The organism is Nitratireductor sp. PBL-C9 (assembly GCF_050877045.1).
Classification (GTDB): domain Bacteria; phylum Pseudomonadota; class Alphaproteobacteria; order Rhizobiales; family Rhizobiaceae; genus Nitratireductor; species Nitratireductor aquimarinus.
The window spans coordinates 246,292-273,176 of the sequence record NZ_JBPAXW010000008.1 but is presented as its reverse complement, the minus strand read 5'-3'; the positions used below and the strand labels follow the sequence as shown (position 1 = coordinate 273,176).

The 26,885-nt window shown below is 63.6% G+C and carries 14 protein-coding genes; 7 read left to right on the top strand and 7 right to left on the bottom strand.

Going from position 1 to position 26,885, the window contains the following annotated elements; genetic code table 11:
- Positions 1-31 precede the first annotated feature (31 nt).
- The gene (locus tag ACRTG1_RS17935; protein WP_432516764.1) at positions 32-1,210 is read left to right on the top strand and encodes a DegT/DnrJ/EryC1/StrS family aminotransferase; all 1,179 of its coding nucleotides are present in this window, start codon (positions 32-34) and stop codon (positions 1,208-1,210) included.
- Positions 1,200-2,006: a 4'-phosphopantetheinyl transferase family protein gene (locus tag ACRTG1_RS17930; protein ID WP_206545804.1), complete on the top strand. Its 807-nt coding sequence runs from the start codon at positions 1,200-1,202 to the stop codon at positions 2,004-2,006. Before ACRTG1_RS17935 ends, ACRTG1_RS17930 begins: the two co-directional genes overlap by 11 nt.
- Here the strand turns inward: ACRTG1_RS17930 and ACRTG1_RS17925 are convergent.
- The 5 genes from ACRTG1_RS17925 to ACRTG1_RS17905 all read right to left on the bottom strand — a co-directional run bounded on the left by ACRTG1_RS17925 (position 1,976) and on the right by ACRTG1_RS17905 (position 17,498).
- Positions 1,976-3,613 (bottom strand): glucosamine inositolphosphorylceramide transferase family protein, encoded by a 1,638-nt coding sequence (locus tag ACRTG1_RS17925; RefSeq protein WP_432516763.1) that lies wholly within the window; start codon positions 3,611-3,613, stop codon positions 1,976-1,978. The genes ACRTG1_RS17930 and ACRTG1_RS17925 overlap by 31 nt on opposite strands.
- Positions 3,585-6,407: a condensation domain-containing protein gene (locus ACRTG1_RS17920; RefSeq protein WP_432516762.1), complete on the bottom strand. Its 2,823-nt coding sequence runs from the start codon at positions 6,405-6,407 to the stop codon at positions 3,585-3,587. Before ACRTG1_RS17920 ends, ACRTG1_RS17925 begins: the two co-directional genes overlap by 29 nt.
- On the bottom strand, positions 6,407-14,467 hold the full coding sequence (locus ACRTG1_RS17915) for an amino acid adenylation domain-containing protein (RefSeq protein ID WP_432516761.1): 8,061 nt from the start codon (positions 14,465-14,467) through the stop codon (positions 6,407-6,409). Before ACRTG1_RS17915 ends, ACRTG1_RS17920 begins: the two co-directional genes overlap by 1 nt.
- On the bottom strand, positions 14,464-16,437 hold the full coding sequence (locus ACRTG1_RS17910; protein WP_432516760.1) for a non-ribosomal peptide synthetase: 1,974 nt from the start codon (positions 16,435-16,437) through the stop codon (positions 14,464-14,466). The genes ACRTG1_RS17915 and ACRTG1_RS17910 overlap by 4 nt, the downstream gene beginning before the upstream one ends.
- 305 nt (positions 16,438-16,742) lie before the next feature.
- On the bottom strand, positions 16,743-17,498 hold the full coding sequence (locus ACRTG1_RS17905; RefSeq protein WP_206546019.1) for a glycoside hydrolase family 16 protein: 756 nt from the start codon (positions 17,496-17,498) through the stop codon (positions 16,743-16,745).
- Positions 17,499-17,772: 274 nt separating this feature from the next.
- Between ACRTG1_RS17905 and ACRTG1_RS17900 the strand changes: the two genes are divergently transcribed.
- The 4 genes from ACRTG1_RS17900 (at position 17,773) to ACRTG1_RS17885 (ending at position 22,649) form a co-directional block, all read left to right on the top strand.
- Positions 17,773-19,182 carry a hypothetical protein gene (locus tag ACRTG1_RS17900; RefSeq protein WP_432516759.1) on the top strand — a complete coding sequence of 470 codons (1,410 nt, stop codon included), beginning with the start codon at positions 17,773-17,775 and terminating at the stop codon, positions 19,180-19,182.
- Positions 19,179-20,393, top strand: coding sequence for a polysaccharide pyruvyl transferase family protein (locus ACRTG1_RS17895; protein ID WP_432516758.1), 1,215 nt, complete (start codon positions 19,179-19,181; stop codon positions 20,391-20,393). Before ACRTG1_RS17900 ends, ACRTG1_RS17895 begins: the two co-directional genes overlap by 4 nt.
- Positions 20,394-20,770: 377 nt before the next feature.
- Complete coding sequence (locus ACRTG1_RS17890) at positions 20,771-21,448, top strand: Crp/Fnr family transcriptional regulator (protein ID WP_224924748.1); 678 nt, start codon at positions 20,771-20,773, stop codon at positions 21,446-21,448.
- Positions 21,449-21,890: 442 nt separating this feature from the next.
- Complete coding sequence (locus ACRTG1_RS17885; protein WP_206546021.1) at positions 21,891-22,649, top strand: response regulator transcription factor; 759 nt, start codon at positions 21,891-21,893, stop codon at positions 22,647-22,649.
- Positions 22,650-22,783: 134 nt separating this feature from the next.
- Here the strand turns inward: ACRTG1_RS17885 and mtnA are convergent, their stop codons facing one another.
- Both mtnA and mtnK read right to left on the bottom strand, forming a co-directional pair.
- Positions 22,784-23,893 (bottom strand): S-methyl-5-thioribose-1-phosphate isomerase, encoded by a 1,110-nt coding sequence (mtnA, locus tag ACRTG1_RS17880; protein ID WP_283799228.1) that lies wholly within the window; start codon positions 23,891-23,893, stop codon positions 22,784-22,786.
- Positions 23,890-25,155: an S-methyl-5-thioribose kinase gene (gene mtnK, locus ACRTG1_RS17875; protein WP_432516757.1), complete on the bottom strand. Its 1,266-nt coding sequence runs from the start codon at positions 25,153-25,155 to the stop codon at positions 23,890-23,892. The genes mtnA and mtnK overlap by 4 nt, the downstream gene beginning before the upstream one ends.
- Before the next feature lie 212 nt (positions 25,156-25,367).
- Between mtnK and ACRTG1_RS17870 the strand changes: the two genes are divergently transcribed.
- Entirely contained in the window at positions 25,368-26,885 is a 1,518-nt protein-coding gene (locus ACRTG1_RS17870; protein WP_432516756.1) for a sugar ABC transporter ATP-binding protein, read from the top strand.

Here is a 26,885-nt window from a genome sequence, read left to right as displayed (position 1 = left end):
AAGCCGCCCGCCGGCAAAGCGGGAAAACACTATGGCAAAGGTTGGTTTGCGTGAGTGGCTGGCCATCGGAAGGGTCATCGCCTCTGGTCGTCTGGCGCGTTATGGGGGACCGGGCGAAGGGCCGCTCGACCGGTTCGAGAAGGCGTTTTCGCAACAGTTCGACATCAGGCATGTGCTCACCGTCAGCAGCGGCACCGGGGCGCTGATCTGCGGCCTTGCAGCTTCAGGCGTGGGGCCGGGCGATGAGGTTCTGGTGCCCGCCTATACGTGGATCGCCACCGCCGCCGCCGTGCTTGCGGTTGGGGCCGTGCCGGTGATTGTCGACATCGACGAAACGCTGACCATGGACCCCGACGACATCGAGCGCCGGATCACGCCGCGCACCCGCGCGATCCTGCCCGTGCACATGGCCAACATGGTCTGCGACATGGAAGCGATCATGGCGCTGGCGCGAAAGCATGGCCTGCTTGTCATCGAGGATGCGTGCCAGGCGGTCGGTCTCACCTATCGTGACCGGCGTGTGGGCACCATTGGCGACATTGGCGCGTTCAGCTTCAACCAGTTCAAGAACATCAATATCGGCGAGGGCGGGGCGGTAGCCTCGCAGAGCGACCGCTTCTTTGCCCGCGCGCGCATGTATCATGACGTGGGCGAGCTCTTTCGCGGCCATCTCGACAATTACAACGAGCCCAGTTTCTTCGGCGTGAACTTCAAGGCAAGCCAGATCCAGGGCGCGATGCTGAATGTGCAGCTCGCGAAACTCGACCCGATGCTGAAGCGCATGCGCCGGCGGCATCAGGTCATGGCGCGCATCCTGTCGGGCTGCGACGCCTTCCGGCTGGGGCCGCACAATGATCCGCAGAATGCGGTTGGCCTTCACCTTCTTTTCGAGACCGAAGAGGAGGCGAAGACGTTTGCCGCAAAACACAGGCGCGGCGTGTATCGGGTCTTCGATTCCAGCCGTCATGTCTGCACCCACTGGACGCCGATCCTTGAAAAGCGCGCCTTCCATCCGGCCATGAACCCCTATGGCTGGGCAAAGGCCAGCGTGGATTACGGGCCGGACATGTGCGCCCGCTCGCTCGACATTCTCAAGCGCACCTGCCGCATCAGCCTTGGCGAGAACTATCCGACGGCGCTCATGGCCTATCTTGCCCGCCGCATGGCCGGCCAGAGTTCACAGGAAAGGCGGTTGTCCTATGCATCTTAAACCGATCGGTATTGGCGCCAGCACGATTGATGTCTGGCAATGGTCGCTTGATGTTCCCCTAGATGCGCTGCCGCAGCTCGTCTCCGCTCTCGATGAGGCGGAATTCGCACGCGCAGGACGCTTCGTGCATGAGAGGCACCGCCTGCGCTTCATCGCCGGGCGGGGCCGGCTGCGGGCCATTCTGGGGGCGTATCTCGGTGTTCCCGCAAGGCGTCTTTCCTTCAGTTACAATGCCTTTGGCAAACCACGGCTGGCCGGACGCGGCGAACCACCGCTTCACTTCAACCTGAGCCATAGCGGGGGCATGGCGGTGCTCGCCGTATCGGACCGCTACCGGCTGGGCATCGACATCGAGCGGGTTCTGCCGTTTCGGGAAAACCTGGCCGCGCATTTCTTTTCGCCGGCAGAGAACGAGGCGCTCGCCGCGGTTCCCTCGCAGGATTATCTGGGAGCGTTCTTCCGCTGCTGGACCCGCAAGGAAGCCTTCGTGAAAGCGCACGGGGCAGGGCTTTCGCTGCCGCTTGAATCCTTCGATGTCACCATCGACCCGGAAGGTCAGCCGCGGCTTCTGAGGCTGGATGGCGTTGCCGATGCACCGGCCCAGTGGCGGCTTGCCAACCTTGCGCTGCCGCGCGGCTATATCGGTGCGGTGGCCGCGATGACGGCCGGCAACGCCGTTGCGCTCAACTATCGCGGTCGCCGGCAACCGGCTCCGGGGCGCGAAACGCGCGGCGCCTGGCATCCGGGCGCTCGCCTTGAGCGCTCTCAGGCGTTGAGGCGTGCATCCAGAATGTAGCGGGAGCCGCTGGCATCGAAATGGTGGCAGCCGCTCAGGCCCGGCTTGAAGTCGGGCAGGATGCGCCGCACGCAGGTTTCCCGATAGTCTTCCATGTCCAGATGCTCGATCTCCATGATGTTGAGACCGTATCCGTAAATGCCATGGGCATTGTATTGCGCGGGCCGGTAGAGGCGGCGATGGCGCGAGAAGATGCGGCCACCATTGCGCGCCGTGGCGCTGCCGATCACCACCGGGTTGCGCCGGTGCGACACAAGCCGGTTGAGTTCCGGGCCATCGACCTGGAAAGCGTAGAGCGCCGAGCAATGATCTTCGAAAGCGTGATGCTCTGACAGATTGGTGAAAAGCCACCACTGGCCGCGATGGTGGAACAGCGTGCTGTCAGCGGCCGACCAGCCTTCGAGCGCCCGCGAATAGGGCTCCCAGATCAGCGGAAAGCTAACCGCGCGCCAGATTTCGATGCGCTTTCGCTGATGCGTTTCCGGCATCATGAAAATCTCGTCCCCATGCTTGAAAACGAAGGGAAACGAGAGGTGTTCCTCACCGCCAAGCGCAATGCCGATGGGCTCGAAGCCGCGCCGCGTGATCTCGCCAACCGCGATATGCGCTCTTGTGTCGCCGCGCCCGTAATTCTCGTAGAACAGATAGGTCTTTCCCTGATGGTGAAAGAGAAAGGGATCGGCCTTGATGGCCGTGTCCGTTGGCGGGATTTCCGTAGCCTCGCTCGGATCGAAATCGTCAATGGACCCGCGCCCGCTGTAGAGCGTCCACACCGCCGTGTCCTGATGGGAGGAGCGGCGCACGGATTTCAGCGCCCGCTGCGTCACGTTCTTCGCAAGTGCTGCCGCATAGCGACCGGTCGTCAGAAGGCCGGGCGGTGCAGCAGGTTGAACACTGTCAGCCGCTTTCAGTGGTTTCGGCAGTTTCCGGGTCTCGGCCAGCCGCCGCAGTTCCCGAACCAGAAGCAGAACCGATTTCTCCTTCATGAAGGCGTTGTTGCGCGCGGCGCTGAACTTCACATTGAACTCCGCCTCCGCAATCGCGCGCCGATCCGGCTGGCGCGCAGTCTCGACGAACAGCGAGAGATGGCTCGTCGGCGCGCCTTCGGCCACATCGCCCATGCCCTCCCAGTTCACGGGTCCGGACTGGGTGAAGACATGGCTGAGCGACCAAATGCCGAAACGAAGGCTTTCGGTCAGCGTTTCCGGCAGCGCGCCCTCGCAATGGCGCAGCACCAGATCGAGCTCCAGCCTGTGGCGGTCGCTGTTCTCTCCGGTTTCGTCCAGCGGAATGCTCACGATGGAACTGCGCGCGCGCTCGAAGCGGCGTGCGCGATAGGCGGGCTGGCGCGCGAAAAGCGAATTGTCGATCCGCGCCACCGTTCCGGCCAGAAGGCCGGGTCGGGCCGCATGGTGTGGAGCGGGATCGGTGAGGAACGCGACCAGCCTGAAGCGCCGGTCCGAGAGCAGGCGCTCGATCAAAAGCAGTTCCCAGTTTTCGAAGGTCTGCCCGATGGCGCGCACAATCCCGATCCGCAGGGGACGCGCCTGCGGCTTCCTGTTGCTGGCCGGTTTTCCCTTAGCGTTCAGAGCCGCCTCCCAGTTCAAGGCGCTCGCCGAGCACGGTCGAGAGCTTGTCGATGCCGCTGTCGCTGAGCGAATCCTCATGCCAGCCACGCAGGTCGAACACGGGTGAATCATCCGGCACGAAACCGCGCCAGCCAAACAGGAGCGGCTTGGCGCGCGGATGGTTCGCCTGGCTGCGGAACAGGAGCACCGTTTCGCCTGTGAGCGCGCGCGGGGTGTAGCGCCGCGCTGCCCGCACCAGAAACTGCGTCACCGCCTCGTTTGCCTCTTCCTCGGGGTTCAGCGCCCGGTCCGGCGCATAGCGCTCCACCAGCTTCAGCGAAAAGCTGAACTCTTTCAGATAGGTCATCATCGAAATGCGGCCGCGGATCAGCTTGCCGGTGAAGTAGAGCAGGCGCTTGGCGCGTTTCTCGGTGTTCCAGCGCCAGCGGGTGAAGCGTGGCTGCGAGCGTACATAGCCCGGAGCCCAGCTGTCGATCAGCGCCACAAAGCTCACATCATGGCCCTTGAGGCGGATCTGCCGCGTCATCTCCGCCGCCAGAATGCCGTTCACGCAAAGGCCCACCAGCGCCACCGTTTTGGGCCGGTCGCCAAGCTGCATGGCGTCCACCGCATCGCCGGCGATCTGCTCCAGCGACAGGTTTTCCGTTTCCGCATCGATCCGGGCGTTGAACATGTGCAGGTTCACGACCGAGGCGTGGCCGGGAAGCGTTTTGGCCATCCGGTAATAGAGGAAGGGGTGATTGAGCGTGTAGATCGCGCAATCGCCACTGCCCTGCCGGTAGATGGTGGTTTCCCAGTCGATGATCGCCGGGTTCTGCTCCGCCGTTTCCACATCAGGCGGCGCAGCGGGTGTCGGGTCCGAGACAGGCGCTTCCGCCTCACCGAAGACCGCGCGGGCAAAGCCTGAAAGCGTCGGCTCCTTGAAAAGCACCGCCAGGTCCGGCTGCACGCCGAAGGTCTCGCGCATTGCCGAGAACATGCGCAGCGCCAGAAGCGAATGGCCGCCGAGCGCAAAGAAATCATCACTTCCCTGCACCTGCGGCACAGCGAGAACGCGCGCCCACACCCGGCCAAGCTCCGCCTCCCGATCCGCTGGTGGCGATACCTTGCGTGCTGCTGGCGGAGCGACGGGCGCAGGCATGGGGTCGGGCATGGGAAGTGCTGCATCATCAAGCGCGCCGTCAGCCCGACGCGGCAGGGCAAGCAGAATGCTTATGCCCGCCGGCATCTCGTCGTCAGGCAGCCGTTCTGCCAGATAGGCGGTGAGATGCGCCGGCAGCGTTTCAAGCGGTGTGGCAAGGCCGGCAGCCGGCGCCGCATAGGCGTGAGACGCACCGGAGGCATCGCGCCTGACCGCCGCATCGGCCACGTCACGATGCGCAAGAAGCAGGGCTTCCACGCGCGAAGCCGGTTCTGCGCGCGTCTCCTGCGGTGAAGCGGGTGCGCGCACGGGGCCTTTCATGTCGCCGATCTTCGCCTGCGGGTCGGCCAGCGCGAAGGCATAGGCCTTCCGCCAGAGGTCGAGCAGTTCCTGCGCCGTCGCCTCATCGAACAGATCGGTGTTGTATTCCACCGACATGCGCCAGCCGGTCGGGCGGCCAATCATGATGAAGTTCAGATCGTAGATGACGCCCGGCGACTGCGAGGGCGCGCTGATCAGCTCGAAATCGCCATAGCGCGTGTCTTCCAGAAACGCCTTCTGCTGGTTGAAGTTCAGCGAAACCAGCGGATTGCGCGAGGGATCGCGTGCCGGATTGACCAGCTCCACCAGATTGTTGAACGGCATTTTCTGATGATTGAGCGCGGCCCCCACCGTGGCGCTCACCCGCGCCAGGTGATCGGCGAAGCTCAGATCGTCGGCAATGTCGAAGCGCAGCACAAGATTGTTGATGAAGACGCCGATCAGGCTTTCCAGATCCACATCCTCGCGCCCGGCGATCTGCGTTCCGAACAGGATTTCGCGGCTGCCGGAATAGTGATGCAGCGCTGCGCTGATCACCGCCGCGCCATAGCTGAACAGCGAAACATGCTGCGCCCGCGCCGCCGCCTCGATCCGCTCGCCGAGCTCCATCGGAAGCACGGCGGAGAGGATTTCGCCACGGCTGGTCTTCACGCGTCCGCGCGGCCGGTCGGGCGGGATCTCGAAATAGGGCGCATCGCGCAGCTGTTCGCGCCAATAGGTCTTCTCGGTCTCGAAACCATAGCTGTTGCGGTACTCGTCCTGCCAGAGCGCGAAGTCGCCATATTGCAGCGCAAGTTCCGGCAGCTGCGCCGGGCGTTCGGCGTCGATGGCGGCAGCCAGTTCGCCAAGCTCGCGCCCCAGAACCCGGATCGACCAGCCATCGAAGCAGGACTGATGCGCGGTGATCAGGATGAAGCCGCGCCGGTTCTCCACCATCAGGAGCGTGACGCGGAAGAGCCCCGCCTGGCCAAGATCGAAGGGTGCCGCCGCCGTCTCCTTGCTGATCGACTGGACGCGCGCCTCGCGCTGGTCGGCCGGCACATGGCGCAGATCGATCACCGGCATGCGAAACGAGACCGCCCGCACCACCTGCTGCACGGGCTGCCCGCCCATTTCGATAAAGCGCGTTCTCAGGATCTCGTGCCTGTCGATGATCTGCCGAAAGGCCGTTTCGATGCTCTCGGTCTTGAAATCACCCCGGATTTCCCAACGCACGGCCACGTTGAGCGCCGGGTTTCCCGGGCTCAAGCGGTCCAGAAACCAGCAGCGCAATTGCGTCTGCGTGCAGGGGAATTCGCCGATGATCTCGTCTGCCCCCTCGGCAAGCGGGCGGTGCTCCGTGTCGGTCATCAGTGCGCCTCCATGCGGCGGCGTGCGCCATGCCGGAAATCCTTGAGCGAGGGCACGTGCGGCTGCACGCCATTGACCGGCTCATCGCCCGCTTCCTCGGCGATCAGCGCCAGTTCGCCGATGGTCGGGTGCTGAAGAAGATGCCGCGCCTCCAGCGGCAGGCCGGCGTCGATCATCCTTGCGGCGATGCGGAAGATGCTGAGCGAATCCGCGCCCAGCGCGTAGAGGTTTTCCTCGACGCCGATCTCGGGAATGTTCAGCACGTCGCGCCAGATGGCCGAGAGCTTCTCCTCCATCGGTGTGCGCGGCGCGGTTCGGATGATGGCCGCTTCCTGACGCGGAATGCCCTTTTGTTCCAGCGTCTTGCGGTCGAGTTTGCCATTGGCCGTCTGCGGAAGCGCTTCGGCCTCGACCCAGAAGGCGGGGACCATGTGGCCCGGAAGATGCGCCTTTGCATGCGCGCTCAGCGCATCCGGGCGTGGCGGGTTCGCTGGATCATCGGGCACCAAATGACAGACAAGCTGCCGATCGCCATTTCGGTTCACGGGTGCGGCCACGGCGCACTGCCGCACGCCCTCCGCCGCCGAAACCACCGCCTCGATGTCGCCAAGTTCGATGCGGAAGCCGCGCAGCTTGATCTGGTTGTCGCGGCGGCCCAGAAGCTGGAGCGAGCCGTCAGGCATGCGCCGCCCCACATCGCCCGTCTTATAGAGCCGTTGCGGAACGCCGCCAATGGAGACGTTGCGGAAGGCCGCATGGGTCTGTTCGCCATTCTCGAAATAGCCGATGGCGAGGCCGTCGCCGCCAATGTTCAGCTCGCCCGTCACGCCAACCGGCGCGATCCGGCCCCGCGCATCGAGTATGTGAAGCTGCGTGTTGGCGATCGGATGGCCGATGGTGATGGGCGCATCCGCATCATCGATGCGCGCCACGGACGACCAGATCGTCGTTTCCGTCGGCCCGTACATGTTCCACAATTCGCCGCCGGTTTCGATCAGGCTGCGCGCCAGCGCCGGTGGCAGGGGCTCACCGCCGCACAGCATTTTGAGCGCCGGACGTTCGCCAAGCCCCGCCTCGATCAGCATCTGCCAGAGCGTCGGCGTCGCCTGGAGCACGCTCGCCCCGCACGCGTTCAGAAGGTGCACGAGCTGGAACCCGTCCTGCACCTGCAGCCGGTCGGCGATCACCACCCGCCCGCCGCAGATGAGCGGCAGATACAGTTCGAGTGCAGCAATGTCGAAGGAGATGGTGGTGACGGCCAGAAGCGTGTCCTGCGCCGTGAAGCCGGGTTCCTTCGCCATGGAGGTGAGGAAGTTTACCAGCGCGCTGTGGGGCACTTCCACCCCTTTGGGCACACCGGTCGAGCCGGATGTGAAGATGATATAGGCCGCCTGCGATGTGCCATGTGCGCGGATCTGAAGCGGTGCGGCATCCTGTGCGGCAATGGCCGCACGTTCTTGATCCAGCCGGATCGGCAGCACATCGTGGCTTGCAAGCGCGGCAATGCGTTGATCCCGGCAGATCAAGGCGGCGATGTGGGCTGCGTCCATGGTCTGGCTGAGACGCGCTTCGGGATGATCCGGGTCGAGCGGCACATAGATGTGATCTGCCTTCATGATCGCCAGCAGCGTGACCAGCATGTCGATGGACCGGTCCAGCGCCACCGCGATGCGACGGCCGGGGATGAAGAGCTTTTCCTGAAGCAGGCGGGCAAGCTGCCAGCTTCGCGCATCCAGTTCGCCATAGGTGATCGTTTCATCGCCATGCATGGCTGCGATGGCGTCAGGTGTCTCAGCAGCCCGGTCGCCGAAAAGTTCGAAGGCGAAGCGCTCGCTTTCACAGGGCGTCTCGGTCTGGTTCAGACCATGGGTCAGCCATGCCGCCTCATCATTCGAGAGAAGCGGCAGGCGTTCGATCCGCGCATCGATGTCGTCGGCCAGCGCCGCCGCCAGCGTGGCGAAGTGACCGAGCCAGCGCTCAATGGTCTCCGGGTCGAACACATCGCCATTGTAATCGACATCAATGCGGATACCGTCGCTGCTCTCGATCATGTTGAGGAACATGTCGAAATTGGAAAACGCCTTGGGATTGGGCGTCACGTTCGCCGACAGTCCGCCAAAGTCGAGCCCCTTGCTCATGCGCTCCAGGTTGAACTGGATTTCGGTGAGCGGCAGGCGGCTCGGGTCACGCTTCAGCCCGAGTTTCCGCACCAGCGTTCCATAGGTGTAGTCCTGATGCTCGAAGGCCTGCAGAACGAGCGTCTGTGTGTCCTTCAGATGGGCGGAGAAGGCGCGGTCCTCGTCAAGCGTCTGGCGCAGCGGCAAGAGGTTCACGCAATGGCCGACCAGCGTTTCTTCGCCGACAAGGCTCTGGCCCGCAGAAGGCACGGCGATCACGATGTCGTTGCTGCCGGAAAGGCGCGACACCATCACCTGCAGCGCTGACAGCAGGGTCGAGAACAGCGTCGCGCCGCTCTTTGCGCCGGCCTTCTTCAGCCGCTTGCAGGTGTCCTCACCGATATGCGCGGTGCAGGTGCCGCCGGCAAAGCTGCGCCGTTCCGGCCGTGGCCGGTCGGTGGGCATGTCTGGCAGATCCGGCACGGTCTCAAACTGCGAAAGCCAGAACTGTTCCGTCTCGCTGCTCGCCCCGGGCCGGTTCGCCCGGTCCTGCGCATAGGCCGAGAAGGCCAGCGCCGGAGGCAGGTCGGGCGTCGCGCCCTTCACGAGCGCCGAATAGGCTTCGGCCAGTTCTTCCACCAGCACATTCACCGACCAGCCATCGCAGACGATGTGGTGCGCGGTGAACACAAGCACGTGCCGGTCTGCCGAAAGCTTCACGAGTTCCGCGCGCGCCAGCGGTCCATTGACCAGATCGAAGGCAGTGCGGGCCTCGCGGTCCATGATCGCGGCCAGCGCCGCTTCATCGGGAAGCCCGGTCAGAGGCATGTCGATGCGGAAATCGGGCATCACCTCGAAATGTTCGCCGGTGCGCGCAAATCTGATGTGGAGCGCATTGTGCCGCGCCACCACCAGATCGAGCGCCCGACGGAAAGCGGCTTCGTCCAGCGCGCCATCGAGCGTGAGATTGAAGGATTCGTTGAACGAGCACGAGGCTTCATCGCCCGCCTGCGCGGCAAGCCAGATTTCCTTCTGCGCTTCGGTCAGCGGGGCCTGCGCGGGAGCGGGCGGGGTTTCCGTTTTCGTCACTTCCGGCGCGGGCTTTGAAAGAGGGGCGCTCTGCGCATCTTCACCACGAAGAATGCCGGCCCCCTGCAAGGCATCAAGCGTGTTTGCGAACACGGCGGCAATGCGCTGAAAATCCTCCTCCGAATGCGCGGTCGTCAGGAAACAGGGATAGCCGTCCTGCACATGCAGGCCCTGAAGGCGCGCATGGGGGGAGAACAGTGAGCCGAGCGGATCGGCATTGCCGAAATCGGTCACGAACCAGCTCTTGTAGCCGTGGATCGGCATGGCGATGCCACGCTCGGAAAGCTGGGTGTTGAGCTGTGTGACCAGCTGCTCCGTGCGACCGGCCACCCGGTCATAAAGCGCGCGGCCTTCGCCCTTGATGTGTTGCAGCACGGCGCGGGTTGCGGCCAGCACCACCGGATGCCGCACAAAGGTGCCGGCGAAAAAGGTCGGCGCGACCATGGGCACGCTGTCATCGCCATAGTCCCAGCTGCCGCCGTCCAGCGCATCCATGTAGCGGCTGTCGCCGGCCAGAACGCCGATGGGCATGCCGCCGCCCAGCACCTTGCCATAGGTCGCCAGGTCTCCGCGAATGCCCCACACGGCCTGAATGCCGCCGGGGTCGACGCGGAAGCCGGTTACCACCTCGTCGAAGACCAGCGCGAAATCGCGTTCCGTCGCCACCGCGCGCAGCGCGCGCACGAACTCGACGGGCTGCAATTCGGGATGCCGGCTCTGCACCGGCTCGATGATGACGGCGGCGATGTCCTCCGCATTGGCGCGGATCCAGTCGAGGCTCTCCGCTGCGCCATAGGGCAGAACGGTCATGTTCGAGAGCGAATCCGAGGGAATGCCTGCCGCAATCGGCAGCGTCCGGTGCTGTCCCGCGCGGCTGCGCCCCTTCACCAGAACCTCGTCGAACTGGCCGTGATAATCATTGCCGAATACGACGATGCGGTCGCGGCCCGTCACCGTGCGGGCAACCCGCATGGCGGCCATCACCGCTTCGGAACCGGTGTTGCAGAAGGTCACGCGCTGGTGTCCGGTCAGCTCGCTGATAAGATCGGCCACCTCGCCGGCAAGCGGCGTCTGCGGCCCGATGGCGAAGCCTTTGTCCACCTGCGCGCGGATCGCCTCGGTCACGAAATCGGGGGCATGGCCGAAGGCCGTCTGGCCCATGCCGTTCACGAGGTCGATATACTCATTGCCGTCTATGTCCCAGATGCGCGATCCCTTTGACCGGTCGGAGACGACGGGAAACACCATTTCTTTCCAGTCGGAGCGGAAGCCCGAGGCTGCGCGCGGATCGGCCAGATGCGGCCGGTGCTTTTGCGTGAACGCCCTGGAGCCTGCGTTCTTCGCACAATAACGCGTCACCAGATCGTCGATGAAGGCGCGTTTTTCGGGCGAAAGCGTCTGATCGCCGGCCTGTGCGCCGGGCTTGTAGACACGGATGCGGCTGCCGCCGATTTCGCTTTCATCACCGGTTGTTTCGGGTGTCGGGGCAGGGGACGGCGCTGGCGCAGGGGGCGCGGCCTCCTGTGCGGCGGGGGGCGGCATTGCCGCTGCCGCCGTGCCGCCCAGCGACTGGATGGTCTGCATCTGCTGCGCAAAAAGTTGCTGCGCCATCTGCAACTGAGACTGGAACAGCGCCTCGAGCCCGAGAGGCGGCTGTGGGGTTCCATTCACCGAGGTAGATGGCGCAGCGGGCGCGACGTCCGGCGTGGGGGGGACCTGTTTCACCGGAGGGGGAGACGCCGTCTGCAAGGCATCTGCCGGCAGTTCGGCATCCAGGTGTCGCGCCAAGTCATGAATGGTCGGAATGTTGCCGAGCAATTCGCGGAAGGAGAGCTTGATCCGATATTCCTTCTCCACCTTCTGCGCGAACTGGCCGATGAAGAGTGAATCGAAGCCAAGCTCGAGGAAGGTCGCGCCGGCCGCGTCGTCAGGCATCTCCTCGCCCGAAAGGTCGGCGAGAAGGGCAATCAGGGCGCTTTCCAGCATGGCTGGCCGGTCGGTTGTCGAAGGTGCAGCGGTCATTGGGCTCGTTCCGTCTGTCATGGTTGTCTGGCTCTGGGCCGGGGCCTGGGTCTGGGCCACGGGCTGAGGGGCTGCCTGCGGCGCATCGGTCGCGGCGCTCGCCCGGTTTTCCGGCTTCGGTGCGTCGATCCAGTGCATCTGGCGCTGGAATGGATAGGTTGGCAGCGGGATCTTCCGCCGCGCCGTTTCCGGCAGGGCCGGCCAGTCCAGCGCGCAGCCGGCGATCCACGACCGCGCATGCGCCCCGGCGAAGGCTTCTTCACCGAAGGACGCGCGGTCGTGTTCGGGCAGGGACTGGATGATGGCGGCAATGGCGTCGCGCTTCAGCGTCTGCGCGGTGAAGACCGAAAGCGTGCGGCCGGGGCCAACTTCGATGAACACCGGCTGGCGGTCGCGCGCGATGGCCTGAATGCCATCGGCAAAGCGCACGGCGTCGCGGCAGTGGCGCGCCCAGTAGGCGGGTGACGCGCCCTGCGCATCGGTCTGCCAGTCGCCACTGACGCAGGAAATGTAAGGGATGGTCGCCGGACCATATTCAACCTTCGCCGTTTCTTCTTCCAGCGCTTGCGCCGCCTCGTCCATCATGGCCGAGTGGAAGGCGTGCGAGGTGTGCAGCCGGCTATAGGCAATGCCCGCGACGTCGAGCGCGGCGCATGTCGTGTCCATGGCCTCGAACGTGCCGGAGATGACGCTGAGCTTCGGCGCGTTGACGGCGGCGATCTCCACCCCGTCGGTCAAATGTGCGGCAGCCGTTTCGGCATCGGCGCGCACCGAAACCATGGCCCCCCTGGGCTGGTCCTGCATCAGCCTTCCGCGCGCAGCCACCAGACGCAGCGCGTCCTCAAACCGCATCGTGCCTGAAAGCGTCGCGGCGACGAATTCGCCAACGCTATGGCCGATCATGGCGTCGGGCATCAGCCCACGGCTCATCCAGAGTTTCGCCGTCGCATATTCAACGAGGAACAGCGCAGGCTGCGCGATCTGCGTGTCGCGCAGCGCTTCGGCAAGCTCTTCTGCCGCGCAGTTCTGGGGCAGGCGGATGAAATCGCGGATGTCGCGGCCGATCAGCGGTTCCAGAAGTGCAGCGCCCCGGTCGATCCATTCGGCAAAGGCAGGCTCACTTTCATAAAGCGCGCCGCCCATGCCCACATGCTGTGCGCCCTGGCCCGGAAACATGAAGACCACGGGCGGGGCTTCCGGTGCTGCTTCGCCACTGATCGGGCGTTCGGCCTCCAGCCCGGCGATCGCCTCGTCGCGCGTGCGTGCGACGACCGCTGAGCGATGGGCAAAAGCGTGCCTTCCTTCCTGAAGCGTGTGCGCCACGGCGGCGAGCGGCTGTGCGCCTTTGCGCAGCGCATCGGCCAGGTTCTGACGCATGGCGGCGAGCGCTGCTTCATTGCGCGCCGAAAGGGGCAGGATGAGCGGCCGGGCGGTGTGGTCTTCCAGCGTGCTGGTTTCTGGAGCCTGTTCCAGAACCACATGCGCATTGGTGCCGCCAACCCCGAAGGAACTGACGCCGGCGCGGCGTGTCGCGCCTTGCGCCTTCCATGGCGTTAGCCCTGTCGGGATGCGGAAGGGGCTGCCTTTGAGCGCCATGTGCGGGTTGGGCGACACGAAATTCGCCACCGGCGGGATTTCACCATCGCGCACCACGAGCGCCGCCTTGATGAGCCCGGTCACGCCAGCGCCCGCATCCAGATGGCCGATATTGCCTTTGACGGAGCCCAGCGCGCAGTGCCCTTCGGGGCCGGCGCTGCCAAAGGCGTTCATCAGGCCGTTGAACTCGATGGGATCGCCGAGTGGCGTGGCGGTGCCGTGGCACTCCATATAACCAACGCTCGCCGGATCGACGCCCGCACTTGCAAGCGCCATCGCAATGGCTTCGGCCTGACCGGACACGCTGGGCGCGGTGTAGCCCACCTTGTCCGCGCCATCATTGTTGACGCCATAGCCACGAATGACGGCGTGGATCGTGTCGCCATCCGCGATGGCGTCTTCCAGCCGTTTCAGAAGCACCACCCCGCCGCCATTGCCGAACACCGTGCCGCCCGCCTGCGCATCGAAGGGGCGGCAGAACCCGTCCGGCGAAACCATGCCGCCTTCCATGTGGATGTAGCCGCGCTTCTGCGGCACCGAGATCGAAACACCACCGGCCAGCGCCATGTCGCAGCCATAGGTCAGGAGATTCTGACAGGCCTGCGTCACCGCCAGAAGCGATGTGGAGCAGGCCGACTGGATGGTGAAAGCAGGCCCTTTCAGGTCGAGCTTGTAGGCCACGCGCGTTGCCAGCGTGTCGTTGATCGCGCCCACCAGCTCGTTGAACATGTCCACCTGATAGCCGGAGGTGAAGGCCTCCGCCTTCTTCCGGTCGGACAGGATGTTGTTGATGAGATAGGTGCTCAGCGACGATCCGGCGAAAACGCCGATGGCGTCCTTCGCTGCGAAGGGATCGCAGCCCGCACTCTCCAGCGCTTCCCAGCAAAGCTCCAGAAACAGACGGAACTGCGGGTCGAGCACCGCCGCTTCGCGCGGATACATGCCGAAGAACTCCGCATCGAACATGCCCACATCGTCCAGACAGGGCCGCGAGGGCACATAGTCGGGCGACGCGCGGGTGGCGTCGTCATAGGCGTCTTCGATCTCGTCGGGCGCAAAGGTGCGGAAGGCATGCCGCCCTTCGCGCGCCATCTGCCACAGCGCATCGACCGAGGGCGCGCCGGGAAAACGCCCGGCCATGCCGATGATGGCGATGCTGCCAATGCCCGCATCGTCTTCCGCCATCGGTGCGTGTTCGTTTGGCGTCGTGTGCTCTTTCGTGCTCTGCCCGTTCATGCTCTGCTCCGGCGGAATTGCGACATGACCTGTCTCTGCCTCGCGGCGCGGCTCTGGGCGGCGGCGGTCTGCGGGCCGTCCGCCGCCTGCTTCTCGAGAAAGCACGCGAGGATGCGGATTTTCGGGTGCTCAAAGAGGGTCACCACATCGATGCTGCGGCCAAGTTCCTGTTCGAGTGCTGCGTGAATGCGCATCAGCTGCATCGACGTGCCTCCGAGGTCGAAGAAGTTCTGGTCCGGGCCGATGGCGTCGGTTCCAAGAACGCTGCGCCAGTGCCGCGCGACGACGGCCTCCATGCCCTCTTCAGGGGGCGTTGCCGCAGTCGGTGCGGAAGCCGGCGCATCAGCCGGGTTCGGCAGGCGCGCACGGTCCACCTTGCCGGCGCGGTTCATGGGGAATTCGTTCAGAACAATGGCCCGGCCCGGCACCATATGGGCCGGCAGGACGCCCTTCAGCCGCCCGAGAACCGCAGCCGCAAAGCCCAACTCGTCATAACCGTTTATGGCTCCGCCCTCCGGGCGCGGGCGCAGATAAGCGACCAGCCGTTTGGCCGTTCCAGCCTGATGACACTGCACCACGGCGTCTGCCAGATGCGCGTCACGGCGCAGCGCCGTCTCGATCTCGTCCAGCTCGATGCGCTTGCCGTCGATCTTGACCTGCCGGTCGCGGCGACCGCGAAAATGCAGGAGCCCGTCCGCCTCCATCACCGCCATGTCGCCGGTCAGATAGACGCGCAGGCTTTCGCCGTCTGCGGTGCGGATCGTCACGAAACGCTCCTGCGTCAGCTCCGGCCGGTTCAGATAGCCGATGGCGAGCCCGTCGCCGGAAACCGCAAGCTGTCCTTCCTGGCCGGGCGGCAGCGCGCGAAGATCATCATCAAGAATGTGAACGCCGCTATGCGCGATGGAGTGGCCGATCGGCATCGCGTCGTCCCGGAACTCGGCCGGAACCTCAAAAGTCGAGGCGATGACGGTCACCTCGGTCGGCCCATAGGCGTTGGTCAGGCGGCATGTGGGGTGAGCGGCGAGAAACCGCCGCGCATGATCCGCTGACGCCACTTCACCGCCGAAAAACACATGCCGAAGCGAGGTGAGCCTGCCGCCCGGATGATCGACCAGAAGGTTGAACAGCCCCGTGGTGAGCAGCATCACCGAGACGCGCTCGTCATCAATCGTTTTCGCGATGCGCTGCATGGAAAGCGTGCGGTCGCCAATGCCGGCGAGCCGCGCCCCGTTGAGCAGCGCGCCCCAGATCTCGAATGTGGCGGCGTCGAAAGAGATTGTCGCCGTGTGCAGCACCACATCGTCCGGGCGGAAGTCGACATAGTTCTGCGCGCGCACCAGCCGCACAATGCCACGATGCGGAATGACCACGCCCTTGGGCCGCCCGGTCGAGCCCGACGTGTACATGACATAGGCAGCGTCACCGCCCGAGACGGCCACGGCGCTGCCGGTCGGCGCATTGTCCTCAGCCAGCCCGGCCATGGCCGCGTCAATGTCGATGAGGCGCTCTGCACTTATGGGAAGTCTGGCTGCGAGATCTGCGCTTTCGGCGTCGATCATCAGGGCGCGCGGCGCGCAATCCTGCGTCATGTAGGAAAGGTGTTCCAGAGGATAGGCCGGGTCGAACGGCGCATAGGCAGCGCCCGCCTTGAGGATCGCCAGCTTGGCAACCAGCGTCTTCAGCGCGCGTGGCAGAAGCAGGCCCACTATGTCGCCCCTGCGCACGCCCATCGCGGTGAGGCGGGCGGCAAGTTTTGCGGCCAGCCGGTCGAGTTCCGCATAGGTCAGGCGCTCGTCGTCGAAGCCGACCGCAATCGCATCGGGGCGCTGGCGCGCCAGCGCCGCCACGGTTTCGTGAACCGTTGCGTCGCGGTCGTAGCCGCGCTCCGCGCTGTGCTGTGAATGATGACTGGAAGAAACGGCCGTTCCGGAAATGGACAGCTCGGTGTCGTTCTGGTTTCGATGCATGTAGACGCCCCGCCCGAAAAAGCCCGCGCCTATATTTCAAGCATCTGCAAATGCTCACTGTTTATAGTTGTGGCGCGGGAGAAAAATTGGTTCTCATGCCTTCAACGCCAAGACTTCCACGTGGGCGGCCAAAGAAACAGATGGCCATCTGGATGAGCCCCGCGCCGACCGGAGGTCTTAGGTTTTTACCCATCTAGGTCATTCGGCGATGGGTCCTGCGGGAGGGGGTGAAGGCCTATCCCAAAGCATTAAGCCCCGGGGCTCTGAGGGGGCATTTGCGGCTCCGGAAGGGCATTGGCCGCCCGTCAATCAAGGCGGTAGGCCCGCACATAGTCGACGATCATGTGCGAGGGGTCGGGGGCCTCGTCCTTCGTCGGTCCGTCGACCAGAGCCAGATTGAGCAGGATGTAGAGTGGTTGGCGATGCTCTTCCTGCGTTTCGGTCTTCCAGACGAATGTCCGGTCGAAATAGAAGCGAATCCAGTCGCGGTCGATCTTGACGCCATAGGTGTGGAAGTCGCCCGGTCGCGCATCCTCGAAGACATTGTTGCGGTGAAAGCGCGAATAATGGCGTCCGTCGCGGTGCCAGACATGCACGACCGATGAATAGCCATCCGGCTTGTCGCCGTAGAATTCGATCACGTCGATCTCTGCGGTGGATTGCGAGCGGTCCTTGCCGATCAGCCAGAAGGCCGGCCACACGCCGGGGCCGTCGGGCAGTTGCGCGCGCATTTCGAAATAGCCGTATTGCTGGGCAAAGCCGTTTCCCCTGGGGTCCATCGAGGCGAGCAGGCCGGATTGCCAGTCGCCCTCGGGGTCGCGTTTTGCCTCGATCTTCAGCATCCCGTCTTCGATGCTGAAAGGCGTGCGTTGACCGGGATCGGCAAAGCGCGCACCGCCGAAATCGCCCGACCAGGGCGTATGCGCGATCCAGCGTGTGCCCGGTCCCCAGGCCGAAACGTCGAGACTTGTGAAATCCTCGTCGAACGACAGGCGCATCGCGTTAATGTCCAGCCGGTCGGCTTCTGTGCCCGGTTCGTCATTGGCGCTGGCCTTGAGCATGCCGAGCGTGAGGACCGTGGCAAACCCGAACACAAGGAACCGGCGTTTCGCCGAGATCCGTGATGCGCCAGAAGCGCGTGATGTATCTGAGGAAAACGGCAATGCGGTAACCTCCCGGGCGGCAGATTATCACTGCATCTGCCAATCCCGGAATTCAGCCAATCGCGGTCCCACTGTCCATAAGAGGTATCCCTGAAACAGGGACGCTCCATTGCATGCGTGGTATCCTCAACCGGGTTTACGCCGCTTGTGCGGCTAAAGGGCGAGGCGCGCCATGCGCATCGAATTACTGGGTTTATTGTCGCTTGTTCTCGGTGGGGTGGTCCTTCTGGCGCCGCCGCGCATGGCATTCTACGTCATCGTCCTTTCCACGCTTTTTGGCGCTGCGGCAGCCTTTGGCGTGCCGGGTCTGGGCGGCGCTTCGGTGCTCGTGCCGAGCCTGCTTCTGGCCTTTTTCTGCCTGCGTCTCTTCATGGCGCATGGCGAGCGACCGGTCTTCGCAGCCGTCTCCTCATCTTCGCCCGGCATCTGGCTGCTTCTGCTCACGGTCTATGGTGTCTTTTCCGCGCTTTTCTTCCCGCGCATTCTTCAAGGCGTCACAGAAACGATGATCGTGCTGCGCTCCTCCGCAGGGCACCGGATCATCGATCTCACGCCATTGTCGTTCTCCAGCAACAACATCACCCAAACGGTCTATGCGCTGGGCGGGCTTTTCTGCTTCGCCTTCACCTATGCCTATCTGAAACGCGGCGGTACGGCGCGGGATGTGGTGAATGCGATGCTGGTTCTGGCGGTTGCCAATCTCGTCTTTGCGCTGCTCGACGTCGTCACCTATCGCACGGGCACGGCCCATCTCTTCGATTTCATCCGCACGGCGAATTACGCGCTCCTGACCGGCTCGGAAAAAGCGGGCTTCAAGCGGATTTCGGGCACCTTTCCCGAAGCATCGGCCTTTGCGGGCTACACCATCGTTCTCTTCGCCTTCACCGCCAGCCTGTGGCTCGACCGCATGCGCTCCATGACAACAGGCGTCATTGCGGGCCTTCTCCTCCTGGCGCTTCTTCTATCGACCTCGACCACGGCGCTGGTAAGCCTTGCCGCCGTCATGGTCTTCCTGTCATGGCGCGCGCTGCCGGCAACCGGTCCTCATGGCGTCACCGGTCGACCGGCGGCGATAGCGCTCGCTCTCCTCAGCGTCCCACTCTGCTCCATGCTTGTTCTGGTCTTCGCGCCGGGATTTGCCGATGGCGTTCAGTCGTTCCTCGACGAGACACTCTATTCCAAGCTCAGCAGCCAGTCGGCGCGGGAGCGCATGCAGTGGAATGCGGTCGCGTTTCAGGTCTTCCTTGATACCTGGGGCTGGGGTGCGGGGCTCGGAAGCGCGCGCGCTTCCAGCTATGCGCTGGTTCTCCTGTCCAATGTCGGTCTCATCGGCGCGATCCTGTTTGCGCTGTTCGTCGGCAATACGCTGATGCTGCGCAGCGATGCCGGGCGCGATGAGCGGGCCGCCACGCGGGCGGCAAAGGCCGGCGTGTTTGCCGGTCTCTGCGAGGCCATGATTTCAGGCACCGTCTACGATCTGGGGCTTTTATTCTTCATCCTTGCCGGATCTGCCGCCGCCCTGCGCAGCGAGCCGGTGGCGGCCGGCGCCGGCAGCAGGACCCGTCTGGAGACGGTCTCGTGAGGGTCGTGGTCTTCAATGTGCGCTACAGCCCCAATCTGGGGGACGGCATTCTGGCCGAATGCCTTGAGCGCGAGCTTGCAAAGGCCCTGCCTGGCGCTGGGGTCGAGACGGTGGATCTTGCCGGGCGCGACGCTTATGGCGCTGCGGACAGCCGGCGCTTCGGTGTTCTGCGCCTGTTGGGGGCGATGCCCGGGCCGGTGCGTCGCATGGTCGTGGAGCGCGTGCTTGGCCGCCGTCTCGTGGCGCTGCGCCCGGTCTGGAAACGCAGGATCGAGAACGCCGATTTCGTTGTCATCGGCGGCGGCAATCTCTTTCAGGACGACGATCTCAATTTTCCGCTGAAGGTCGGGCAGGTGCTGGACCTCTGCCGGGAGACGGACACGCCGGTGGGCGTCTTTGCCGTGGGCGTCAGCAGCCACTGGTCGCCGCGCGCGGCGACGCTGTTCGGTCGCCTGCGGGAGTGCCGGGTCTTTCATGCATCGGTGCGCGATGCGGGCGCTTTGCAGAACTGGCAGGCGCATTTTTCCGACTGGCGGGATGCGAGCCTCGCGCCCGATCCCGCATTGACGCTGGAGCGGACGGAACAATCCCATGGACACGGCCACCGGGTGCGCCCGCTGGTCGGCCTGTGCGTCACCCATCCGGTCGTTCTGCACCGGCATGCAAGCGGCGATGCGCAGGCCATTCCCCTTGCTTCGGTCGCCAGCTACCGGGCGCTGTCCGGGCAACTTTTGAACGCGGGCTGCGATGTGGTGCTCTTCACCAATGGCGCGCTGGAGGATCAGGCTTTTCTGGAGCGGATCCGGATTGACCTTCCCGAGACCGACGGGCGCATGACGGGGCGGTGCGGTGTTGTCGCGCGGCCATCAACTCCCGACGAACTGATTGCCCTTATCGGCAGTCTCGACGGGCTCGTGGCCCATCGGCTGCATGCCTGCATCACGGCCTATGCACTCGGCATTCCTGCCGTGGGGCTTGGATGGGACCAGAAGGTGAAGGGCTTCTTCCGGCTCACCGCCCGTGAACCCTTCTTCGTTTCAGCGCACCAAGAAGATGAAGCAGCCATCGCGAAGCGCGTGCTGGCGGCGCTGGAACAGGGGATCGACCCAGAAACACACCGTCTTTGCGTTGCCGGAGCACGGGGAGCGATCCTCAGACTCACGCGCGACATGAAGATGCCGGCGCCCGCCGCGGATCGCGCTTCAGCGTGATGCTTCGCTGTAAATCGGCGTGCGAATTGGTCAATCCGGCTCTCAATCGAAGAAATAATCATTATTCGGTGAAATTGGGGCTGGCTGACATATTTGTGATTAGGGCAGAATACCATGTTAATTAGAGACTTATCCGCGTGTCTCCTGATCGTGGGGCGGGGTCTGCGACTGCGAAAGCAGTTTTATGGAACCGGGTTTGCGAACAGGGCGTTTAGTTCGTGGTTAGAAGCCACATGACTGCCTCTGGTCGACATACCGGTCAGCCTGGTGGCCAGAAGTGGCGCAAAGAGCGGGGAAGTATGCGGGCTCGGGGCTCCGATAATTATAGAGAAATACTGCACTACCTGGAGGCTGAGACGGCGCGGGGCCTGTTTGGAATGGGCGCTGGCAAGGCAAACGGCTCGGCTCTGCGAAAGCGTCTTTACGCGAGTGGCGACACGATTGCCGACATGGATGGGCAAAAGCGCGCCGTTCTTCTGGTCGTTTCGGGCTGGGTGGCAAACGGAAAGGAGCTGGAAGACGGCTCCAGAACCGTGGTCGATTTCTCGCTGACCGGTGACGTGATCACCGTGGGATCAACCGAGTGGTCGCGTGAGGAGGTGCGGGCGCTGACATCGGTGACGCTGTTCGAATTTCCCGGTGCGATCTACGAAAACCTTTCCACCTATCCCCGGCATGTGCGCGAGTTCGTTCTCAAGGGAATGGCCCGGCGGTACGCCCGTGCGGCCGAGCATTTCGTGAATATCAGCCGCCGTGGCGCATTCGAGCGGGTTGCGCATCTTCTGCTCGAACTGTCCTTCCGTGTCGGCCTCTATGAGGGGCAGGGAGCCAGTTCCTTCGCCTGTCCGCTTACCCAGGTCGATCTGGGCGATGCGCTCGGCCTTTCGGTGGTTCACGTCAATCGCGTTCTGCGCAAATTGCGCGAGGGCGGGTATGTCTCCTTCCGGGGCGGGGTGGTGACGTTTCAGAACCGCGCCGGCCTGATCACGGCCACCGGCTTCGACGATGCCTATCTGGCTCTTTCCGATGCGGATGCCGCGCCTGTGGATAATTGACCCCTCGGGCACTCACGGAAGGGGTATTCGCGCGGCTCCCATAATCGTGATTGCCGCAATGCGAAGCGCATTTGATATAATCAGTATTAGACTTCAGATGTATGCGCCATATGCCCTGTGCGGAGCGCAGTGGTTATGAAATGAAGAGAACCAAATTCGCGAATGGCGCGAATTTATCATCTGATTGCAACTTTAAGTATCTATTTTGCAAGCATAATCATTTTGAATGATTCTTTAAATGCATTGATCCATGTTAATGCAAATTATCCCCAATTGTGAGGATAATAAATCTCCAAGTGATAGTCCTGATGGAAGCCTCTTGGGGAGGTTTCATTCTGCCGATAGTTCATCGGCGGGGCGGGCGGGGTGTGCAAACAATAAATATAGCGCTTTTCCGATGTCACTGGGGCTTGGTTTGAGTGAGTGTTGGGGAGCATTTGAAATGGAACAGGCAAAGGTAGGACATAGCAGTGATTTACACGGGATCATGAATGCGTCCGGCGGTGCACTTGCGGCATCGTCACGAAAGGACTGGGACGCAGTGGACAAGGACGCTGATCGCGAACTTGTTCTTTTGATCGATCCCCGGGTGCTGGACCGGGAATGCCTGGCCCGCAGCCTGGAAACTCAAAATCCTTCTCTTGAAATTGTTGCAGTCGGTTCTTCGGAAGAATGGCACAAGGCCTCCGGAGGACGTCATCCAGAGGCCGTTCTCCTGATTGTCGGGAGCCGCAAGATTTCCGAACAGGGGATCTGCGCGGAAATTCATGACCTGGCCGAGGAATTCGAAGAACAGCCGGTGATCGTGATCGCCGATACGGATGATCTGGGACAGATCCTCAAGGCGCTGGAAGCCGGCGCGAAAGGCTATATTCCGAGCAATGTCGGGGTCGATGTCGCCGCCGAGGCGATCCTTCTGGCCCGGGCAGGCGGTGTGTTCGTGCCGGCAAGCGGTGTGCTTGCCATGCGAGATGTCATCAACTCGAACAGCAGTCGTGTTGTCGGGCTTGGCAATCTGTTCACTGCCCGCGAAGCCGAAGTGGCGGAAGCGCTCCGGCGCGGCAAGGCAAACAAGATCATCGCCTATGAACTTCAGCTCTGCGAGAGCACCGTGAAGGTGCACATTCGCAACATCATGAAGAAGCTGAACGCGACCAACAGAACCGAGGTCGCTTACAAAATTCGCGAGATGCAGGCCTGACGGAGTGTACGCTCGTTTGATGCCAGACTGGGGCTGACCGTGAGGTCAGCCTTTTTGTTTGTTTTGGTCCGGTTTGGCGGAAAACGATTCAAAATCAGCGCATTTCAGGCCATTTCTGAATCGTTTTCTGAAATTCACGCAGCGTCTGCATTCGCCCGTTCAGGGAAGAGTTTGGCGAGCCCTTCGGGTGAGGCGTCGGCAATGCCGCGCTCGGTTATCAGGCCGGTGACAAGCCGCGCCGGCGTCACGTCGAAGGCCGGGTTGCCGGCGGGCGTCGCGTCCGGCGAAATGCGCACCTGGCGCACCTGGCCGCTCTCGTCCTTGCCCCAGACAAGCGAGACTTCGTCGCCCGAGCGTTCCTCGATGGGGATCTCCTTCACCCCGTCGCGCACGGTCCAGTCGATGGTGGGCGAGGGCAGAGCGACATAGAAGGGGACGCCATTGTCGCTTGCCGCCAGCGCCTTCAGATAAGTGCCGATCTTGTTGCACACATCGCCATCGGCGGTGGTGCGGTCGGTGCCGACGATCACCATGTCGACCATGCCATGCTGCATCAGATGTCCGCCGGCATTGTCCACCACCAGCGTGTGCGGAACGCCGTGGCCGGCCATCTCCCAGGCGGTGAGCTGTGCGCCCTGATTGCGCGGGCGTGTTTCGTCCACATAGACATGCACCGGAATGCCTTCTTCCACCGCGTGGTAGATGGGCGAGGTGGCGGTGCCGAAATCGACGGTGGCGAGCCAGCCGGCGTTGCAGTGGGTGAGGATGTTGACCGTTTCGCCGGGCTTCTTGCGCGCGGCGATTTCGCGAATGATTTCCAGTCCGTGACGGCCGATGCTGCGGTTGAGCTCGACATCCTCGTTGGCGATCTCGGCTGCGCGTTTGTAGGCGGCCTCGGCGCGTTCGCTCTCGGGCAGTTTGCCCAGAAGGCCGCGCATCTCGTCCAGCGCCCAGCGCAGGTTGATGGCCGTGGGCCGCGTTTCGTGCAGCGTTTCCCAGACCGCATCAAGGGCCGCGTCGGATGCGTCCTCGCGCATGCGCAGGGCGACGCCATAGGCGGCGGTGACGCCGATCAGTGGTGCGCCGCGCACCCACATGTCGCGGATCGCGGTGGCGATGCCGTCAACGGTGCTGACGGTTTCCACGCGCAGCTCATGGGGCAGCCAGCGCTGGTCGATGAGATCGACGGACCAGCCATCCTCGTTCACCCAGATGGTGCGGTAGTGCTTGTCTGCGACCTTCATGACAGTTTCCCCTGGTCCAGTGCCTCGGCCAGCCGATCAAGTTCGGCCAGCGATTGAATTCTGTTGCGGTTGACGACGATGTGCCGGCCGAATTTGAGCGCTGTCGTTTCGCAGGAGGCGCGCAGATCTTCGTCGGCGATGTCCTCGAAATCGGCATTGTGCGCAAGGCCCAGAATGCGGCGGTGCATCTCGATGCCGGCAAAGCCCAGCATGTCGGTCCACAGATCGTGGATGACATGGTTGAGCGCCTGTTCGGCGGCGAGCCCATCCTCCTGATCTTCATAGAGGGCGGCCTGATAAAGCATGCCGCCGCGTTCCGTGCGCCAGAGATGGGCGAACTCGTCGCGGAACGTGTTCCATGTCTCGTCGATGACGCGCAGGAGATAGGTGCGCATGGAGGCGCGGCTGCCATTCTGCTCGTGCCCGCGCTGCGAGAAATAGGCCATCCAGTAATTGGCGATCAGCATGCCCACGTCGAAGGCCATGGGACCGTAGAAGGCGAATTCCGGATCGATGATGCGCGTGTCGTCGGGCGTCACCATGACGGAGCCGGAATGCAGGTCGCCATGCACCATGGTTTCCGCCCGCGAGGCGAAGGCGTGCTTCATGCGCTGGGCCTCGACTTTCAGGTCGCGGTCGGCGCGAAGCTCTTTCACCACCGCGTCGAGACCCGGCGTGTGCCGGTTCATCGGCGCTTCGAAATAGGGATCGGAGAAAACGAGGTTTTCGGTGATGTCGCAGAGTTCGACATTGTCGGAGAAGAGCGCGAGGTCGGCCTTGCGTTCCGATGCCTTCATGGAAAGGTCGGAGCCGCGGAACAGGGTGCGGGCCATGAACAGGCCGAGATCCCGGCCGATCTTCGGCAGCTCCTGGCCTTCGATGAGGGCGCGGCGCAGGATGATGTGCGGCGACAGGAACTCCATGGCGATCAGCGCCTGCGTCTCATCGAAATAATGGATGGCGGGCACGGTGCCGGGCGCGCGCTGCTCCTGGCGGGTGAGCGCGTGATATTCGAAGAAGGAGCGCTTCAGCGGCAGGGGCCAGCTGTCGCCGACGAGCCGCACATAGGGGAGCGCCTGCTTGATGATGAGCGTTTCGCTGCCGCCCTCGACGATGAAGACGAGATTGAGATTTCCGTCGCCCACTTCGCGGACATCCCAGTCCGTGGGCGCGCCGCCAAGCCGGTCGGCGATTTCCGGGATGCTGCCCAGGCGCGCCGGCAGGGTTGCCACCGTCAGGGCCTCAAAGGCGTTCTCTTTCATGTCTCTGTCTCCTCCCGTTCGCGCCGGTGCGCGCAAATCATGGCGTTCGCTCCTCATCCGCCCGCCATCGCCTTCTCCCGCACGCGGGCGAGAAGGGCGATGGTCTTCATGTTTGCACCACCGGTTCTTGCGTCACGCTACCAAGGCTCTGTCATTTGTCAATCATGTTGACAAATGCTTGTTACCTGTTAGCGTCACCTTGGGAGGAGAGCATGGGCGACACCGCGATTTTTCGCATAGCCGGCCTGACCAAGGCGTTCGGACCCAACGCCGTGTTGCGTGGAGTGGGGCTCGACCTGCGCGCCGGCGAGGTAACGGTTCTGATGGGCGCCAACGGCGCCGGCAAGTCGACGCTCGTGAAGGTCATGAGCGGCGTTCACCGCGCCGACCGTGGCGTGATGATGCTGGGCGACAGGCCCTTCTCTCCTGCCACCCCGGCAGAAGCGATGCGCGCCGGCGTGGTGACGGTGCATCAAAACATCAATGACGGTGTGGTGGGTGCGCTCGACGTGGCCAGCAATCTGGTACTCGACCGGCTGAATGGCGCGGGCAGCGGCTTCTTCTTCAACCCGCGAAAGGTGCGGCGCGAGGCGCGTGAGGTGGCCGAGCGCATGGGGCTGGGGATCGACCTCAGCGCCGAGGTGACCGACCTGCCGCTCGCCGACCGCCAGATGGTGGCCATTGCGCGCGCCATGGCGCATGAACCGCAGGTGATGATCCTCGACGAGCCCACCTCTTCGCTTTCCAGCAATGAGGCAGAACGGCTCTTTGCGCTGATCGACCGGCTCAGGGCGCGCGGCGTCGCCATTCTCTACATTTCACACCGCATGTCGGATATCCGGCGTCTGGCCGACCGTATTGTCAGCCTGCGCGACGGGGCCATTGTCGGGCAGTTCGATGAAAAGCCGCTCGATTATGAGGGCGCGGTCAACGCGATGCTGGGCCAGAATCTCGGCCTGCACAGCATTGATGCGCGCGCTGCCGGGGCGCCGGTTTTCTCGGCCCGCGATCTGCGCATCGCACCGGGCGCAAAGCCGCTTTCCATGGAACTGGGCGCGGGCGAGGTGGTGGCGGTAACGGGGCTTGTGGGCGTCGGCAAGACGCGGCTTGCCGAAACGCTGTTCGGCATTCATCCACCGCTTGCCGGCTCCATGCAGCTCGATGGCCGGGCCTATGCGCCCAGGACGCCGGCCAGCGCTATCAGGGACGGCGTGTTTCTTGTCGCCAAGGACCGCGCCTCCACCGGCATCGTGCCGGAATTCAACATCTACGAGAATATGAGCCTGCCGTTTCTGCCGCGCTTCTCGAACATGAGCGTGACGCGGCGGCGGGCCGAACGGCAGACCGCGCGGGAGCAGATTGCGGACCTCAAGATCGTGTGCCGCTCCGAGCGCGACGATCTTGCGACCCTTTCGGGCGGCAACCAGCAGAAGGTCACGGTGGCGCGCTGGCTGACACAGCCCTCGCGGCTTCTGATCCTGGACGAGCCGTTTCAGGGCGTGGACATTGCCGCGCGTCATGACATTGCGGCCAAGCTGCGCGAAAGCGCCCGCGACCGCGCAACACTGGTCTTTTTGACCGAACTGGACGAGGCGCTGGAGACGGCGGACCGTATCCTCGTCATGTCCGAAAACACGATTGTCGGCGAGCATCGCAATGCCGACGTGGATATGGACCGGCTGCTGGCCGAAGTTGCCGGCCAGCGTCTGGAACCCGCAGGGAGCGTTTAA

Excerpts from the sequence above, each read along its gene's own strand:
- ACRTG1_RS17935 (WP_432516764.1), top strand. The coding sequence starts at position 32 with ATGGCAAAGGTTGGTTTGCGTGAGTGGCTGGCCATCGGAAGGGTCATC.
- ACRTG1_RS17930 (WP_206545804.1), top strand. The coding sequence starts at position 1,200 with ATGCATCTTAAACCGATCGGTATTGGCGCCAGCACGATTGATGTCTGG.
- ACRTG1_RS17920 (WP_432516762.1), bottom strand. The coding sequence starts at position 6,407 with ATGACCGACACGGAGCACCGCCCGCTTGCCGAGGGGGCAGACGAGATC.
- ACRTG1_RS17915 (WP_432516761.1), bottom strand. The coding sequence starts at position 14,467 with ATGAACGGGCAGAGCACGAAAGAGCACACGACGCCAAACGAACACGCA.
- ACRTG1_RS17910 (WP_432516760.1), bottom strand. The coding sequence starts at position 16,437 with ATGCATCGAAACCAGAACGACACCGAGCTGTCCATTTCCGGAACGGCC.
- ACRTG1_RS17905 (WP_206546019.1), bottom strand. The coding sequence starts at position 17,498 with ATGCTCAAGGCCAGCGCCAATGACGAACCGGGCACAGAAGCCGACCGG.
- ACRTG1_RS17900 (WP_432516759.1), top strand. The coding sequence starts at position 17,773 with ATGCGCATCGAATTACTGGGTTTATTGTCGCTTGTTCTCGGTGGGGTG.
- ACRTG1_RS17890 (WP_224924748.1), top strand. The coding sequence starts at position 20,771 with ATGGGCGCTGGCAAGGCAAACGGCTCGGCTCTGCGAAAGCGTCTTTAC.
- ACRTG1_RS17885 (WP_206546021.1), top strand. The coding sequence starts at position 21,891 with ATGGAACAGGCAAAGGTAGGACATAGCAGTGATTTACACGGGATCATG.
- mtnA (WP_283799228.1), bottom strand. The coding sequence starts at position 23,893 with ATGAAGGTCGCAGACAAGCACTACCGCACCATCTGGGTGAACGAGGAT.
- mtnK (WP_432516757.1), bottom strand. The coding sequence starts at position 25,155 with ATGAAAGAGAACGCCTTTGAGGCCCTGACGGTGGCAACCCTGCCGGCG.
- ACRTG1_RS17870 (WP_432516756.1), top strand. The coding sequence starts at position 25,368 with ATGGGCGACACCGCGATTTTTCGCATAGCCGGCCTGACCAAGGCGTTC.